18 protein-coding genes, 1 tRNA gene and 1 rRNA gene are annotated in these 15,766 nt (G+C 59.3%); 8 read left to right on the forward strand and 12 right to left on the reverse strand.

Features of this window, described 5'->3' with window-relative positions:
- Positions 1 to 336: 336 nt before the first annotated feature.
- Positions 337 to 1,590, reverse strand: a complete 1,254-nt coding sequence (locus ACW5XC_RS14425; RefSeq protein WP_042052529.1) for a phospholipase D-like domain-containing protein — start codon at positions 1,588 to 1,590, stop codon at positions 337 to 339.
- Between the two features lie 73 nt (positions 1,591 to 1,663).
- Between ACW5XC_RS14425 and ACW5XC_RS14430 the strand changes: the two genes are divergently transcribed.
- Positions 1,664 to 1,840, forward strand: coding sequence for a hypothetical protein (locus tag ACW5XC_RS14430; protein ID WP_005339947.1), 177 nt, complete (start codon positions 1,664 to 1,666; stop codon positions 1,838 to 1,840).
- On the opposite strand, the gene ACW5XC_RS14435 is transcribed toward ACW5XC_RS14430, so the two are convergent.
- The 3 genes from ACW5XC_RS14435 to tatA all read right to left on the reverse strand — a co-directional run bounded on the left by ACW5XC_RS14435 (position 1,818) and on the right by tatA (position 3,949).
- On the reverse strand, positions 1,818 to 3,239 hold the full coding sequence (locus ACW5XC_RS14435; protein ID WP_178378384.1) for an MltF family protein: 1,422 nt from the start codon (positions 3,237 to 3,239) through the stop codon (positions 1,818 to 1,820). The genes ACW5XC_RS14430 and ACW5XC_RS14435 overlap by 23 nt on opposite strands.
- Positions 3,240 to 3,468: 229 nt before the next feature.
- Positions 3,469 to 3,771, reverse strand: coding sequence for a YfcZ/YiiS family protein (locus tag ACW5XC_RS14440; protein ID WP_005339945.1), 303 nt, complete (start codon positions 3,769 to 3,771; stop codon positions 3,469 to 3,471).
- 16 nt (positions 3,772 to 3,787) lie between these two features.
- Positions 3,788 to 3,949: a twin-arginine translocase TatA/TatE family subunit gene (tatA, locus tag ACW5XC_RS14445; RefSeq protein ID WP_005339944.1), complete on the reverse strand. Its 162-nt coding sequence runs from the start codon at positions 3,947 to 3,949 to the stop codon at positions 3,788 to 3,790.
- A gap of 276 nt (positions 3,950 to 4,225) precedes the next feature.
- On the opposite strand from tatA, the gene ACW5XC_RS14450 reads away from it, so the two are divergent.
- Complete coding sequence (locus ACW5XC_RS14450) at positions 4,226 to 5,194, forward strand: LysR substrate-binding domain-containing protein (protein WP_042052527.1); 969 nt, start codon at positions 4,226 to 4,228, stop codon at positions 5,192 to 5,194.
- A gap of 75 nt (positions 5,195 to 5,269) precedes the next feature.
- On the opposite strand, the gene ACW5XC_RS14455 is transcribed toward ACW5XC_RS14450, so the two are convergent.
- Together ACW5XC_RS14455 and ACW5XC_RS14460 are read right to left on the reverse strand one after the other, a co-directional pair.
- On the reverse strand, positions 5,270 to 5,869 hold the full coding sequence (locus ACW5XC_RS14455) for a YhgN family NAAT transporter (RefSeq protein ID WP_040069536.1): 600 nt from the start codon (positions 5,867 to 5,869) through the stop codon (positions 5,270 to 5,272).
- Positions 5,870 to 5,968: 99 nt separating this feature from the next.
- On the reverse strand, positions 5,969 to 6,214 hold the full coding sequence (locus ACW5XC_RS14460) for a YecH family metal-binding protein (RefSeq protein WP_042052526.1): 246 nt from the start codon (positions 6,212 to 6,214) through the stop codon (positions 5,969 to 5,971).
- Between the two features lie 209 nt (positions 6,215 to 6,423).
- Here ACW5XC_RS14460 and ACW5XC_RS14465 point away from each other — a divergent pair, with 209 nt between their 5' ends.
- On the forward strand, positions 6,424 to 7,707 hold the full coding sequence (locus ACW5XC_RS14465; protein ID WP_042052525.1) for a dicarboxylate/amino acid:cation symporter: 1,284 nt from the start codon (positions 6,424 to 6,426) through the stop codon (positions 7,705 to 7,707).
- Between the two features lie 11 nt (positions 7,708 to 7,718).
- On the opposite strand, the gene ACW5XC_RS14470 is transcribed toward ACW5XC_RS14465, so the two are convergent.
- Positions 7,719 to 8,033, reverse strand: coding sequence for a putative signal transducing protein (locus tag ACW5XC_RS14470; RefSeq protein WP_005339933.1), 315 nt, complete (start codon positions 8,031 to 8,033; stop codon positions 7,719 to 7,721).
- Between the two features lie 9 nt (positions 8,034 to 8,042).
- Positions 8,043 to 8,945, reverse strand: coding sequence for a LysR family transcriptional regulator (locus tag ACW5XC_RS14475; protein ID WP_042052524.1), 903 nt, complete (start codon positions 8,943 to 8,945; stop codon positions 8,043 to 8,045).
- A gap of 96 nt (positions 8,946 to 9,041) precedes the next feature.
- Here ACW5XC_RS14475 and ACW5XC_RS14480 point away from each other — a divergent pair, with 96 nt between their 5' ends.
- Together ACW5XC_RS14480 and ACW5XC_RS14485 are read left to right on the forward strand one after the other, a co-directional pair.
- Positions 9,042 to 10,094 carry an HlyD family secretion protein gene (locus ACW5XC_RS14480; protein ID WP_042052523.1) on the forward strand — a complete coding sequence of 351 codons (1,053 nt, stop codon included), beginning with the start codon at positions 9,042 to 9,044 and terminating at the stop codon, positions 10,092 to 10,094.
- Entirely contained in the window at positions 10,094 to 11,647 is a 1,554-nt protein-coding gene (locus tag ACW5XC_RS14485; RefSeq protein WP_042052522.1) for a DHA2 family efflux MFS transporter permease subunit, read from the forward strand. Before ACW5XC_RS14480 ends, ACW5XC_RS14485 begins: the two co-directional genes overlap by 1 nt.
- 77 nt (positions 11,648 to 11,724) lie before the next feature.
- Here ACW5XC_RS14485 and ACW5XC_RS14490 read toward each other — a convergent pair whose 3' ends face one another.
- Positions 11,725 to 12,351, reverse strand: a complete 627-nt coding sequence (locus ACW5XC_RS14490) for a lysoplasmalogenase (RefSeq protein ID WP_005348507.1) — start codon at positions 12,349 to 12,351, stop codon at positions 11,725 to 11,727.
- A 175-nt stretch (positions 12,352 to 12,526) separates the two neighbouring features.
- Between ACW5XC_RS14490 and ACW5XC_RS14495 the strand changes: the two genes are divergently transcribed.
- Positions 12,527 to 12,682, forward strand: a complete 156-nt coding sequence (locus tag ACW5XC_RS14495; protein WP_005348505.1) for a hypothetical protein — start codon at positions 12,527 to 12,529, stop codon at positions 12,680 to 12,682.
- Positions 12,683 to 12,757: 75 nt separating this feature from the next.
- On the opposite strand, the gene ACW5XC_RS14500 is transcribed toward ACW5XC_RS14495, so the two are convergent.
- Complete coding sequence (locus tag ACW5XC_RS14500) at positions 12,758 to 13,876, reverse strand: fatty acid desaturase (RefSeq protein WP_042052521.1); 1,119 nt, start codon at positions 13,874 to 13,876, stop codon at positions 12,758 to 12,760.
- Between the two features lie 147 nt (positions 13,877 to 14,023).
- Here ACW5XC_RS14500 and fabR point away from each other — a divergent pair, with 147 nt between their 5' ends.
- Positions 14,024 to 14,644 carry an HTH-type transcriptional repressor FabR gene (fabR, locus tag ACW5XC_RS14505; RefSeq protein WP_005339921.1) on the forward strand — a complete coding sequence of 207 codons (621 nt, stop codon included), beginning with the start codon at positions 14,024 to 14,026 and terminating at the stop codon, positions 14,642 to 14,644.
- A gap of 19 nt (positions 14,645 to 14,663) precedes the next feature.
- Entirely contained in the window at positions 14,664 to 15,023 is a 360-nt protein-coding gene (locus ACW5XC_RS14510; RefSeq protein WP_042052520.1) for a YijD family membrane protein, read from the forward strand.
- Positions 15,024 to 15,509: 486 nt separating this feature from the next.
- On the opposite strand, the gene ACW5XC_RS14515 is transcribed toward ACW5XC_RS14510, so the two are convergent.
- Positions 15,510 to 15,586 (reverse strand) — tRNA-Asp (locus ACW5XC_RS14515).
- Between the two features lie 97 nt (positions 15,587 to 15,683).
- A 5S ribosomal RNA gene (gene rrf / locus ACW5XC_RS14520) occupies positions 15,684 to 15,766 on the reverse strand; the annotation flags it as partial.

The following is a 15,766-nucleotide window of genomic DNA, read 5'->3' on the forward strand; positions in this document are numbered from 1 at the left end:
CGCCGGGTCTCTGTTTCACTTTCCGATAGTTCGCGACCCATCTGAAGTGTGCGCCAATTGCAGCGATGCAACCGGCCAGCTACCCGTTACAACCTTCGTCCACACGGCAGACAAGCCACCGTGTTTGTCCTTGCAACTGAAATATTACGCATAAAAACAAAATAAAAAACGTTTTTATGCCCATTCCATTCACATTTGAGCACAAAAAACAGCCTTATCATCACCACTAAATTGTTATAAAACAGCAAGATAGATTCGTTCATGGTTATTCACCCGCAAAGGACATCAACAATGGCTTACAAGGCTTTGCGAGATCTCGCACAAAAAATGGCCGCCTCACAACCAACGGCGCAGGGGCAACCAGTCGCTAAGGCGGGCTATCAGTCGCCTTGACCACCCCTCGGGTTTGCGCGGCAATCCACCCGCCTGCTCCTGCCAGCGAACCAGCCACGTTCGCAGCGCCTCGCAGATCGGCGGGCAGTGCAGATGCAGCATCAGCTCGGTATTGAGAAAGAGCGAGCGGGGATCGAGGTTGAGGCTGCCAAACAGCGCCCGCTCCTCCCCCAGCAGGATCAGCTTGGCGTGCAGGCTGCCGTGGCCGTGGTCAAACTCGGCGACCCGGATCCCGCGCCGCAGCAACCAGCCGAGATAACGCTGATAGGCGCCATAGACCAGCGGCACATCGGTGCTGGCCAGCGAGTTGGTGAGAATGTCGATGGCGACCCCCTGCTGGCGCAGCCGCGCCAGACGGTGCCGAAACCCGCGAGTAAGGATGAGGTAAGGGGTCACCAACCCCAGCGAGCCAGGATTGTCTGCCAGCTGGCGCCACAGCTGACGGGCGGTAGTGGGACGGGAGATAAGCCCCTTGCCGGGACGATCGAACCACACCTCGGCCCGCCCCTCATGCCACTGCAGCGGCAAATCGCGCTCGTCAAACAGCGCCACAGGCAGATCGTAGACCGTGGCCACCGCCGGATCCGTCATGGTGAACAGGAAGTCGTTGACCACCTCTATTTCGGCGGGCAGCAGCTCGCGACGCAGCAGATGGCGGATGGGGTGGCTCCAGCGGCTGTGCCAGAACTGCTCGAACCCCTGTGCCATCTGCTGGCACAGTCCCCCCTGACAGGCGAGATCGAGATCCACGAAGGGGGCTTGCGGATCCAGACCGAAGTAGCGATCGCCGATGTTGCGCCCGCCGATCAGCGCCAGCTTGCCATCCACCAGCAGCAGCTTGTTGTGCATCCGGTGGTTGATGCGGCGAAAGCTGAGCAGCCCCTCCAGCAGCAGTGCCAGCGGGCGCCAGCCCCGCAGCCAGAAGGGGTTGAACAGCCGCACCTCGATCCCGGGGTAGTAAGCCACCATCTCCAGAAAGCGGTTGTCACCGGCATAGAGATCATCCACCAGCAGTTGTACCTTGACGCCACGCCGGGCGGCGTGAAGCAGCTCGCTCAGCAGCAGCTTGCCGCTGCTGTCCTCCTCCCAGCTGTAGTACTGCGCCTGGATCCGCTCGCGGGCATGGCGGATCCATTGACAACGCACCTTGAGCGCCAGCTGGGGATCGTCGATCAGGGCAAAGGATCCGGGGATCATGGTGTCATCCTGCTGTCATGGCCGGGTGTCATAACGCTGGCGAGCCTCTTCACATATTCAAAAGGAGTTGCTGATGGAACTGCATGATACCCCGATGTTGCGCTATCTGGGCCAGCTCAGCCAGCCAGATCTCATCCCGGCCACCGGCCCTGCTCACTGGTTTTTGCAACACAGGGACGGTGGCTGGCAATTGCCGACCGTGCAGGCGACCCTGCCGGTCAACCGGCTCAGGGCTGAGCCGCTTCGATAGCGGCAGCCTTGCCCTCGATCTGGGGCAGGCTGAAACGATAGGCTACGTAGTACTTGTAGATGGTGCCGACATAGTTGATCGGCCCCTGTCCGACTTCGTTGGCCACCAGCTGATCCACGTTGCCGAACCAGACGTTGGGATCGAGCCCCAGTTTCTCCGCCTTGCCTCGCAGCGCCTGCACCCGGTTCGGCCCGGCGTTGTAGGCGGCGAGGGCAAACAGGTGGCGGTTGAGCCGATCCAGCTTGGGATCATTGAAGTAGGTATCGAGGATCAACCGCATGTAGCGGCAGGCGGCCTCCACATTTCCCTCCAGCGTGGTGAGTCTGGCGCCGTTGATGCCAACCTCCCGCCCTGTGCTGGGCAGCAGTTGCATGATGCCCACGGCCCCCTTGGGCGAGCGCGCCTTGGGATTGAGGCCGGACTCCTTGTATCCAAGCGCCGCCAGCATCAGCCAGTCGAGATCGTATTTATTGGCGTACTTCTCCAGCACCTTGCGAATGGTCGCGAGGCGCCCCATAGGATCCGGCGCCAGGATATTGCTCATCTGATCGCTGCGAACCAGCAACCGGCGCAGGGTCATGTCACTGTAAAGGCTGTTGCGGCTGACACTCGCCAGATAGCCATTGACCGCCTTGAGCAGCTCGGGGCTGTTCTTGCGCAGCGCCCAGGCGCTGGTGCCATTGCTGCGCAGGGGGATCAACTTGTGGGCCTTGAGGCCGGAGATCATCCCACCCAGCCAGATCCTCCCCTTGTAGCTGTCGGTCACCGTCAGGGGAATAATGCCAGCGGCCACCATCTCCAGCAGATCGCCATCCTGCAGATATTCGGGCACCGTCTCGATATAGACGGGGGGCAACCCCAGCTCGCGAAACAACCAGTTGAGCTGGCGCAAACTCTCGTAGTAGCTGGAGCTGGCGCGCACCCAGACACGTCTGCCGGAGAGCTGGGTAATGCGGCTGAAGGCAGGCAGGCTCTGCTGGCTCACCACCCACTCCTCTATGGATGAAATGAGCGGCCGGGAGAAGGCCACCTGTTCACGCCGGGTCGGGGTCACCGTCATGGTCGCCGCCACCAGATCGCCACGCCCCTCGGTCAGATAGTCCAGCAGCTTGTCCTGACGCACCGGGATGTAGACCACCTTGAGTTTGACCTTCTCTTTGGCGAGATAGGTCTTGTTCAGCCAGCGCTCGAACCCTTGCAGCTGATTGACCAGAATGCCGTACTGGGCGCCGCGATCGAGAAAGTAGAAGCCGCGCTCATAGACCACCAGAGCCCTGAGTTCGCGCTTTTGCAGAATGCTTTCGAGGTCCCCGGGTTGGGGCAAACGCTGTGGCTTGAGTTCAGCCGCGAGCAGGGGAAAACAGCAGAGGGCCAGCAGCGCCCAGATCCAGCGTCGTATCACGATGGCTGCACCTGTGCTGAGGTCACGTCTGCTGCCTGTTGGCAGCACGGATCACGATAGAGGGTGGGATTGGGGGCAGAGATCCATCGCTGCGTCATGATGTTTACGCCTTCTGTTGGCCGACTCGCGCCGGGCAAAAACGTCTGTGGGATAGAGTAACTATAGAACGCCGACCCACAGCAGAAGGGTCAACACGGCAGGCAAACCTGCCGCGTTATCAGACAACTCAGATAGAGCGGGCCCGCATTTCGAAAATCAGTTTTTCAGCAGTGCAGGTGAATTGCAGGCGGGCTTTCAGGATCACGCCGTTGGCGCCCTGGGTCAGTTCGCTGCTCACTTGAGCTTCGGCAGTGACCTGTTTGGCCAGTGCTTCATAGGCAGCCAGCTTGGCGCGGGCATCAGCCTCGGCAGCGGCTTCAATAACCAGATCCATCACATCGTCGCCTTCGCCGATGATGGTGCCGATCTCGGCAAAACAGCCGCAGCTGTCACAGGTTTCGTTCAGTTCAACTTTCTCGTCTACAGACATTTTCTACTCCTACTGCTTATTTCGGATGATTTGCGTCGTCACGCATCGCCTTGCGAAAATCTTTGATGGCGGTACCCAGATCCTCACCTGCACTGGCAAGACGCTTGCTGCCGAAGACCAGCACAACGACCAGCAAGAGGATCAACATATGCCAGATATGAATTCCACCGAGTCCCATAGGGATACTCCCTCACAAAGAGATATCTGTTACTTGTATCAAAATAGAGCGCAGGGATTGTTGGGCAAAATCAAGGCAGGTGCAAGTGAGCAAATAAATCATAGCCAAAAAATAGGGCGACCCTGAGGTCGCCATATTGATTGTGCTACATGTCCCCTCAACCGCTACATCCTGTACCAGTGGTTCATGCGAACCTGAGACCATTCGAGGATAAGATCGCCAAGATATGAAAACAAATGGTATAAATTCATCTTAGAATTGAAGAGGATTCATATCATGCTGCTGGAACAACTGGGTCGCATCGACCTCAATTTGCTGATTATCCTGCAGGTACTGCTGGAGGAGCGCAACGGCAGCAAGGCGGCACGCCGCCTTCATCTGAGCCAGTCCGCGGTCAGCAAAGCCCTCGGCCGTCTGCGCGATACCTTCAATGATCCCCTCTTCATCCGCTCTGCCTACGGGCTGGAACCCACCGGCCGAGCCCTTGCGCTGCAACAACAGTTGCAACCCATCCTGTTGTCGCTGGACAACCTGATCCAGCCGCCCGAGTTCGACCCCGCCAGCTCGGAGCGGGAGTTCGTTATCGCCAGCATGGACAGCGCCTTCACCCTGTTTGCCCCGCTCTACCTGAGCGAGCTGAAGCGGCAGGCACCACGGATCCGCTTGCGTTACGAGGAGTGGACCGAGAACAGTCTGACCGAGATGAGTCAGGGACAGGTGGACATCGCCTTCGCGGTGCGAGAGAACTGCATCAGCTCCGATTATCGGCTCGATACCCTGCCCGACAGCATCTGTCAGCGAGTGCTGGCGGTCGATGATCTCACCTGTCTGGTGCAGCAGCACCACCCCGCGCTGCGGGAGCACAACTGGAATCTGGAGCACTACCTCAGCTATCCCCATGTGCAGACTTACTGCGAGGGGCGGGACCGCTGGATGCTGGATCACAAGCTGGCAGAGCAGGATCTCTACCGGCGTATCGAGGCAACCGTGCCCTCCTTCGAGGCGGCGCTGCGGATGGGGATGCACTCCGACATGATAGTGACCCTCTCCCGGCTCTACGCCCGCCACGCCACCCAGGTCTATCCGCTGTTGCAGCTACCGCTGCCCATCGGGTTGGACAGCATCTCCCATCTGCTCATCTGGCATCAGCGTCACAGCGAGGATCCGGGCCACCGCTGGCTGCGGGAATTGCTGCTCTCCCTCATCATGAGCAAACTGGAACCCGCTGCGACCACTCACGGGTGACGGCACGCCTTTTCGGCGGCACAAAAAACGGGGCTCTGCGTAGCCCCGTTTCATTCACTTCAAGATGTAAACCGCTCAGCCCTGACCGGTCACCGCCAGATAGTGATGTACCCCGTCCAGCAGCATCTGAACCGAGATCATCACCAGCAGCATCCCCATCAGCCGCTCCACCGCAGTGAGTCCCCGCTCACCCAGCAGCTTGTTGAATACCTCGTAGAACATCAGGATCACCGCGCTGGCGGCCCAGGCCATAAAGAGCGCCAGCGACCAGTCCACCATCCGGCTGGGCTCCTGATTGGCCAGCAGCATCAAAGAGGCGAGGATCGACGGACCGGCGATCATCGGGATCGCCATCGGCACCAGGAAGGGCTCCTCGCCCGCCGCCAGCCCGGTCACGCCCCCTTCACTCGGGAAGATCATCTTGATGGCGATCAGGAACAGGATGATACCCCCCGCAATGCTGACCGCCTCCTGCCGCAGGTTGAGGAAGCCGAGGATCTGCTGACCGACGAACAGGAACAGCATCATGATGGCCAGCGAGAAGAGCAGCTCGCGCACCATCACCTTGCGACGTCGTTTGGGATCGATATGACGCAGGATAGAGAGGAAGACCGGCAGGTTGCCCAGCGGGTCCATGATCAGAAACAGCATGACTGCGGCAGAGAAAGTATCCATACAACGCCCGGGCTACGCCCTGAATAGGGAAAAGAGAGGGGGCGAAATATAGCAAAGGGCGAAGAATTGAGCGAGCGCCATGATGCGCTCGCAGCGGGATTAACCGTGGTTGCAGATCTTGTCGGCGCGGGTCTGGAAACCCTCGGCCGAGTCGATGAATTTGCCGCGGGCAGCCAGAAAGTCGATCAGCGCTTCCGCATCCATCTCGCTGGCGCAGCAGGTATGAAAACGAGCCTCGGCACCGAACCGCTCGGCCATCGCCTGCTTCAGGCTGGCACGGGTAAATTGCCCTCCTTGCGCCAGCATCATCTCCATCACTTCGTGACCATGAACCGATTGCGACATCTCTCACCTCAATAATGAACATATTTAATGCCAATTAAATATCTCCCCGCCCGGAGGGATCTTGATATAGGCCAATAAATTGCGCATTTCCTGGTCAGGGGAGTGGTCACCGCGACCGCTTTGTCGATAATGTGGCAACCCGCGTCAGGGATCGCTACACTGGCGCCCCTTTTTGGCCATCGCAGACAATGTATAAGGATATTGGCGTCATGCTGTTCCATGGAGAGGCTCTCAAGCCCTGGCAGATCTGGACCCGCCGACCACTCTGGCTCAAGACCCTGATCGGCATGCTGACAGGGGTGGGTCTAGGCGTCGGCTTTGAAGAGCAAGCCCTGCTGCTCAAGCCCCTTGGTGTCTTGTTCGTCAACACCATCCAGATGCTGATGGTGCCCCTCATTTTCTGTTCGGTCATCGCCGGTCTCACCTCGCTGCTCAAGGGCAAGGCCCTCGATCGCATCGGCAGCAAGGCGATCTGCCTCTACTTCTGCTCGACCGCCATCGCCATCTGCATCGGCCTGATGATGGGCTGGCTGCTGGAACCCGGCATGGGTGCCGACATGGGCCCCTATGAGCGGATCGGTATGTCGGAACCACCCACCCTGGCCAGCGTGCTGAGCCATCTGGTGCCGAGCAACCCGGTACAGGCGATGGTGGATGGCAAGATCCTGCAAGTGATCGTCTTTGCGGTGGCGCTGGCGGTCGCCCTCAATGCCAGCGGTCGCCGTGGCCGCCCCGCCATCCTCTTCTTCACCTCGCTGGCCGAGGGGATGTTCAAGCTGACCCAGATGGTGATGGCGCTCGCCCCTTACGGTGTCTGCGCCCTGATGGCCTGGATGACCGGCAAGTACGGTCTCGACCTGCTGCTGCCGCTGCTCAAGGTGATCGGCGCCGTCTACCTCGGCTGCCTGCTGCACGTGCTCGGGGTCTACAGCACCCTGCTGCTCCTGCTGGCACGGCTCAATCCGCTGCACTACTTCAAGAGCATCGTTGACGCCCAGGCGGTGGCCTTCACCAGCAGCTCCAGCAACTCCACCCTGCCCATCAGTCTGGCCTGCGCCGAGAAGCGGCTGGGAGTCTCCCCCGCCATCACCGCCAAGGTGCTGCCCATCGGCGCCACCATCAACATGGATGGCACCGCCCTCTATCAGGGAGTGACTGCGCTGTTCGTAGCTCAGGCATTCGGGGTGGAGCTGCACATGGTCGATTACCTGACCATCATCAGCATCGCCACCCTGGCCAGTATCGGCACCGCAGGCACCCCGGGCACCGGGTTGATGCTGCTGACCCTGACCCTGACGGCGGTGGGCTTGCCGCTGGAAGGGGTGGCACTGATTGCAGGCATTGACCGGATCCTCGACATGGCGCGCACCACGGTCAATGTTTCGGGGGATATTCTGGTGTCGGTGCTGATCGCCCGCAGCGAAAACGAGCTGGATCTGGCGACCTATCACGATGCCAGCGCAGGGGAAGATATCGAGTTCCCGCCGCGCTAGCGGAAGAGAGATCAGCTGTCGTGGGGATCGTGGTGACAGCGCCAGCAGACGTCGAAGTTGGCGCCGTTCTCCTCCCCGCACTGGCCGCACAGCCAGCCGTTACCCTGGCGCTGCTGGTAACGCTCGATGACCCTTCCTGCCTTGCTGCGATCCTCGGCCCGCACCATCAGAGTCACCTGCAACATGTCGACCGGCAGTTCGCCAAGGGCGCCAGACAGCCCCTCGCCATTGAGGCGCACCAGCACCCCTTCCGCCTCCAGCGCCCCTTTCAACGCGTGCGCCTCCAGGGTGTGTGAGGCGCGATAGAGATTGATCCAGTTATCCATAGCTCCCCCTTACAACAACTTGTCGATGCCAAACTCGGCGCCGTTCTCAATCATGAAATCGATGAATGCCCGCAACTTGCGCGGCATCAGTTGCCGCTCCGGAAACAGCAAATAAATCGGCACCCTGGGTTGCTGCCACTCTGGCAGCAGGATCACCAATTCGCCGCTGGCCAGCTCATCCTGACAGAGCATAGCGGGTAACGAAGCCAACCCCAGCCCCGCCTTCGCAGCCTCCCGGGCACAGGTAATATTATTGACCCGAAAACGGGATGGGGGGTCAACCAGCACCTCTCTGCCATCCAGCTCGAAGCACCAGTGAGAGGCGAGAAACCCGCTGCTCACCGTCACCCGCTCGTGGTTGGCCAGATCCTCCGGCCGCTCGATGACCGGGCTGCGGGCAAGATAGTCCGGGCTGGCACAGAGCAGCCTTCCGGTGCTCCAGAGTCGGCGCGCCGCCAGATTGGAGTCGCTCATGTCGCCAATCCGCACCACCGCATCCAGCCCTTCGCTGATGGGGTCCACCACCCGGTTGGTCAGCTCCAGCTCCACCTGCAGGGCGGGATAGGCCTGCAAAAACTTGGCGACCAAGCGCCCGACCACCAGTTGCCCCGTTTCGATGGGCACCGCCAGTTTGAGGGTGCCGGTTACCTCCTGCTGGCTGGCGCTCAGCATCAGCTCGGCTTCGGTCAGGGCATCGACCGCCTTGCTGCAGTGCAGGTAGTACTTCTCCCCCTCCTCGGTCAAAGTGAGCTGACGGGTGGAGCGATAGAGCAGACGCACTCCGAGCCGCTGTTCAAGCTCGGCGATGCGGCGGCTGACCATCGCCTTGGTCATCCCCAGCTCGCGGGCGGCCCCCGTAAACGAGCCCTTGTCGGCGATACGCACCAGAATTAACGCGGCATTGAGATCCATTGTTGCACCAGTGAAACTGTATATCTCGTGAACCAATACTAATCGAAACAGTTGACCAGTGTTAGCCTGCGCCCCTTAAGTTCAGGAATCACAAAAATGAGTCAACACAAAAAAATTCCCCTGCTGGCAGCCATGATATTGGTGCTGCTCGGTCTGCTGTTCGCCGGTTACTGGTATCTTCACGGCCGCTATTTTGAAAGCACCGACAACGCCTATCTGCAAAGTGAAGTGACCGGTATCAGCTCCAAGCTGCCCGGCTATATCCGCGAAGTGCTGGTCACCGACAACCAGCCGGTCAAAGCGGGCCAACTGATCGCCCGTCTCGATGATCGCGAATACAAAACCAGAGTCGCGGAGGCCGAAGCCGACCTGCGCCTCAATCAGGCGACGGCCGAAAATCTGGCTGCCACCCGCACCCAACAACTGAGCCTGATCCAGCAAGCCGAGGCCAAGGTCGCCTCCGCCAAGGCCGAACAGCTGCGCGCCAGCCAGCAGGTCAACCGGATCAGTCAGCTCAACCAGCGCCACTACAGCTCGCAAGACAGTCTGGACGAGGTGCGTGCCGGCCTGCAGGTCAATCAGGCGCAAGCCCGGGAGGCCCAAGCCGCCCTGCAGGCGGCCCGTGAACGACTGCTGGTACTGGATGCCGAACGTAAACAGAATCTGGCCAAGCTGGCGTTGAGCGAAGCGCAACTGGAGCAGGCCAAGCTGGAGCTCGGCTACACCGAGCTGCGGGCACCGGCCGACGGCATTATCGGCAAGCGCAGCCTGCGGGAAGGGCTCTACGTCCAGTCCGGCATGCAGGTCGCCAGCCTGGTGCCGCTGCAACAGGTATGGGTCGAGGCCAACTTCAAGGAGACCCAGCTCGCCCATATGCAGCCAGGCCAGAAGGTCGAAGTGCTACTCGATGCCTACCCGGATCAACCGGTCGAGGGGATCATCGACAGCCTGGCCCCGGCCACCGGTGCCAAGTTCGCCCTGCTGCCACCGGAGAATGCCACCGGCAACTTCACCAAAATCGTGCAACGGGTACCGGTGAAGATCCGCATCCCCGAGCCGGGCCCGCTGGCAGGCAAGCTGCTGCCGGGTCTCTCGACCGAAGTGATCGTGGATACCCGCACTCCTGATCCCGTGGTGGCTGCCAACTGATGGAACCCATTCCACGTCGTAACTGGATCGCGGTCATGGGGGGGCTTATCGGCGCCTTCATGGCCATCCTCGATATCCAGATCACCAATGCCTCCCTGAAGGATATTCAGGGGGCCCTGTCGGCCACCCTGAGCGAAAGCTCCTGGATCTCCACCTCCTATCTGGTGGCGGAGATGATCGCCATCCCCCTGAGCGGCTGGCTGAGCCGGGGGCTGAGCGTGCGCCGCTACCTGCTCTGGACCACCGGCGCCTTTATCGCCGCCTCCGTGCTCTGCTCGTTCAGCTGGAACCTCACCAGCATGATCGTCTTCCGGGCGCTGCAGGGCTTCACCGGCGGGGCGCTGATCCCGATGGCCTTCTCCCTCATCGTCACCCTGTTGCCATTACAGAAGCGGGCCACCGGCATGGCGCTGTTTGGCCTCTGCGCCACCTTCGCCCCCGCCATCGGCCCAACCCTCGGCGGCTGGCTCACCGAGCAGATGTCGTGGCACTACATCTTCTATCTCAACGTGCCGCCGGGACTGCTGGTGATGGCCATGCTGGCCCACGGGCTTGATAAAAAACCGGTGGACTGGGCCGTGATCAAACGGGTAGACCTCATCGGCATCGTCACCATGGCGCTTGGCCTCGGCTTACTGGAGGTGGTACTGGAAGAGGGCAACCGGGAAGACTGGTTCGGCTCAAGCTTCATCGTGCGACTGGCAGTCATCTCGGCGGTAGCGCTGGTGTTCTTCGTCATCAGCCAGCTGATCCGCCGTCACCCGCTGGTCAATCTGCGACTGCTGCACAACCCGCGCTTCGCGCTGGCCTGCTTCGCCTATCTGATCCTCGGCATGGCGTTGATGGGCTCCATCTATGTGCTGCCGCTCTATATGACCCAGATCCACAACTACAACGCGCTGGAAATCGGCGAAGTCCTGATGTGGATGGGACTACCGCAACTGCTGGTGTTGCCGCTGGTGCCCAAACTGACCCACAAGATAGACCCGCGCTATCTGGTGAGTTTCGGCTTCCTGATCTTCGCCGTCAGCTGCTTTATGAACGTCAACATGAGTGCCGACTACGCCGGGCCGCAGCTGATCCAGTCACTGATCGTGCGGGCGCTGGGGCAGCCCTTCATCATGGTGCCGCTCTCCCTGGTCGCCACCGCCAGCCTGAGCCACGACGAGATCCCCTCCTCCTCGACTCTGCTCAACGTGCTGCGCAACCTCGGTGGTGCGTTCGGTATCGCCATCATCGCGACCATGCTCGACAACGATACCCGCACCCATGTGCTGCAGATTGGCAGCACTCTGGCCGCCAGCAGTATCGAGGGGCAGAGCTATCTGCTGCAACTGGCCCAGAGCATGATGGCGCAGGGTTCAGGCCCCGAGATTGCCCAGCAGCAAGCCCACGCCATGCTGGCCAATACCATCAACCGGGAAGCGGCCATCATGGCCTACAACCAGGTGTTCTACATCATGGGGATCTTCCTGCTGATCGCCAGCGCACTGATGCTGTTGCTCAAATCCCCCGCCCCACGGGCTGCGGATGCCGAACCGCTAGAGGCGTGAAAAACGCCGGGCATAAATCGAAAAACGGGCCAATGCCCGTTTTTCGTTATCTGTTACCTGCACTCAACCAGAAGACGTTATCCCGCCAGCGACCCTGCAATCAGGAATTGCGCTGCGAAGTAGCTGCTCATCACCCAGGCGCGGGCGTGGGGAAAGGGGCGGCGGAAGCGATCGAGCGCCAGCATGCTGTCGGAGAAGAGGAACATCAGCGCCCCCACCAGAGCGGCGGCAGAACCGGCAGTGAGAGAGGCGTGCCAGGCACCGGCGGCCACCCAGGCCATGCCGATGATCACCAGCATGTAGCAGAAGACTGGGATCCGCATCTCCCCCAGCTTGCCCCACAGCAGGCCGAATACCATGCCGGCGATCAGCAACAGCAGCAAACCATCCACCAGATTGAGCAGCAATGGCCCTTGGGCAAAACCGACGATATAGCAGAGATGCGCGACAAGAAATGCCGCCAACCCCTGAATGAAGCGATCGCTTGGCAACATCAGCAGCACATCGCCCGCCAGCGAGAGACAAAGGCCGAGCAGGATCCAGGCGTGGGAACCGTCGTGGTCATAACTCTGGTAGCCGAACGCTAACGCGATGATAAGCAGCATGGTCAGCGGCTTGCTGATATAGAACTGGCGGCTGTCTGAACCGTAGGCAGCACGGATGTGCCACCAACCTGAAGCGATGATCAAGAAACTCAATAACATGCCCTGCTCCTCACCTGTTGCTCGCAGTCATACGGCAACCGTTTTTATCATGGTGCAGGGTAACAAATTCCCTCCCCCAGTGGCAGGGGTGCTTATCAAATGGGCAGGCTAAGCCTAAAGTCTAATTGCCGCACCGAGTGGTTCAGGGCATAAGTGACGGGTCTGGAGGATCACCATGGAAGAAGCTATGAAGAACTATCTGCCCGCCATCGATATCATGATGTGCCATCTGGGGATCAGCTTTGAGCAGGCCTGCGAACAACTGGGTCTTAGCCAGCAGGAGCAACAGGCACTGGATCAGTTGCAGCAACAGCAGAGCCAAGCCAACTAGCTTGAATTGAATCATAAAAGAGAAGACCGCCAGCAGGCGGTCTTCTCTTTTAGTCTCGGTGATAACCAGACGGCATCATGCAATACCTGCCAGCAGGCGACTCCAGTTGCGTTTACCAGCGATAAAGCCGTCCCGCAGAGCCCGATACTCCAGTTGCAGCTTGAGGCGGTCATAGCGCGCCAGCGCCTTGCGCTTGCGCAGCTCCAGCAGCCGCTTGCGACTGGCGTAATAGTGTTGCAACTGCTGGCTCAGCTTGTCGTACTCCTCCTGCAGCAGCGCCTGCCACAGTTCGCGATCTTCCTGCTTGCGCAACTTGGCTTGTGCCCGTTTCAACTGCATCTGCAGCCGGGCTTGTTCGATACGCTCCTCCGGCGAGGATCTGAGATCCCTCGCCAGACCACACCAGGAGGCGAGCCGGATCAACCACTTGGTCGGATCAAACTGCCACCAGTGAATGCCATTGCGGTAGTCATTCTCGAACAGGTGGTGAAAGTTGTGGTACCCCTCGCCAAAGGTGAAAAAGGCCAGGATGCCGTTGTCACGGGCGGTATTGCGGTCGGTATAGGGCTGACTGCCCCAGATATGGGCCAGCGAGTTGATAAAAAAAGTGGTGTGGTGCGTCATCACCATCCGCAAGACACCTGCCAGCAACAACATGCCGAGCAGATCTCCGTGGATCAGACCAAACAGCAGCGGCAGGCCCAGATTGGTCGCCAGCACCAGTGTCAGATAGTGACGGTGCTGAAACGCGACCACCGGGTTGTTTTGCAGGTCTCGCACATTGCTGTAATCGCCATAGCGATCTCCCTGATGCTCCCGCAGCATCCAGCCGATGTGCGAATACCAGAAGCCGCGCCCCGCGCTGTAGGGGTCTTTATCGTTGTCATCCACATGACGATGGTGACGGCGGTGATCGGCCGACCAGTGCAGGGCCGAATTCTGCAGTGCCAACGCACCGCCGATGGCAAACAACCACTGCAAAGCGGGGTGCGCCTTGTAGGCCTTGTGCGACCAGAGCCGGTGATAGCCTGCGGTGATGGATAGACCACTCAGGCAGAACAACAACAGGAAACTGGCCCACTGCCAGAAATCGTAACCGTGGCTCATGCCGTACCAGGGCACGACAATCAACGCCACTATCCCGGAGAGGGAGAACAGCAGGGTATTGGTGAAAATAATGGGGGGTCTGGCCATCTCATTGCATCCTTTCAGCGAACAGCTGTTAGCCATTTTCTATGGTGATTTCCTCACGGTCAATGGTAAAAAAGTAGGATACAAACCTGATCCTGAGGCGCCTTCGGGTTATCATTTGTCCTCGTTAAGCTGAAGGTGACTGATTTCGTGGGTATTCGCGCTCAACAAAAAGAAAAAACCCGGCGTACATTGATCGATGCTGCATTCAGCCAACTGTGCGCCAATCGGAGTTTCTCCAATCTCAGCCTGCGGGAAGTCGCTCGCGAAGCGGGTATCGCCCCAACCTCTTTCTATCGCCACTTTCGCGACATGGAGGAGCTGGGCCTGACCCTGGTTGACGAAGGAGGTCTCACCCTGCGCCAACTGATGCGCCAGGCACGCCAGCGCATTGCCGGTGGTGGCAGTGTCATCAGCACCTCGGTGCAGACCTTTATGGAGTTCGTCGAGAACAACCCCAACATCTTCCGGCTGCTGCTGCGGGAACGCTCCGGCACCTCGGCCGCCTTTCGTCAGGCGGTGGCTCGCGAAATCCAGCACTTTATCGCAGAGCTGACCGATTATCTGGAAGCCACCACAGAAGCACCACGGGAAGATGCCTACATCCAGGCAGAAGCCATGGTCACCATCGTCTTCAGTGCCGGTGCCGATGCACTCGACATGACCAGCGAAGAGTGCCGGGCACTCTCTGATCGCACTATTCGCCAACTGCGGATGATCGCCATGGGCGCCGAGGTACAAAACCAGAAGCGCCGTGAACCTCACCCATGACCACAGGATGGAGAACGATATGACTGAACAGCTTATGATCCCGAAAAAACCGCTCGCCATGGCCATGCTGATTGGTATCTGTGGCGATGCCTCTCTGGCCGTGCTGACCAACTCGGTCGTGCCCTTCTCCTTCTTCCCGCTGATTGCCCTCTGGCTGGCGGCCTATCAGCTGTTCCAGCACTATCGCCATGAACCCATGGTGGGCAACACCCCCATCTGCACCCTGCTCTGCTTCTTTATCGGTGTCTTCGGTCACTCCGCGCTGCTCAAGGTGCAATACCCGGAGCTTGGCAGCAACTTCTTCTCCCTGATCATGATGCTGCTGTTACTGGCAGCCCTCTCCATCAAGCTCGGCCTGAGCATTGGCAACAAAGAGTAAGCCCTGATAAATCGACCGAGTGATGGTAATCAGCTGATAGATAAAACAAAGAGGCCTTCCCGTCGGGAAGGCCTCTTTGCTTGAACGGTACCTGATTAATCCGGCAATCTCGGTATTCCCAACCTAGCCAAGCTGCTGGGTTTCAAGATCGACGTGCAGATGGAAGCGGAGGTGGTCAATATGGAACTGCTCTGTAGCCAGCAAGCGACAGAAGCCTGATTTGACCACCTGTAGAGTCATTCAGATAGCTGTAAATGAAACTGATAAGACTCTGATATAGCCCGAAAATAGTGGGAATAAGAGGCTCTCTGGCACTCTTACTTGGCAGGAAAAAGCCAGACATTGGCGGTTTAACGCACTAAAAATACAAAAGCCCGGTCATGAAGCCGGGCCTTGTTGTTCGTTCTGGTATGCAAACCTGTGGGTCACTTGATAAAAACGCCCATAGCAAAAAGGCCTTCCCAATCGGGAAGGCCTTCAAATTAGTGGCGGAGCGGACGGGACTCGAACCCGCGACCCCCGGCGTGACAGGCCGGTATTCTAACCGACTGAACTACCGCTCCGCATTCGGTTAGCTTGCGCTAAATTGTTTGCCGCTTCTTATGAGGTGTCATCCTCGCAGCCAGTGACGTGATTCTTCACATCACCGTTTAATTGGGTGCCTGGCAGTGTCCTACTCTCGCATGGCGAATGCCACACTACCATCGGCGCTACCGCGTTTCACTTCTGAGTTCGGCATGGGA

This window comes from Aeromonas sp. 25-AL00135 (assembly GCF_054052385.1).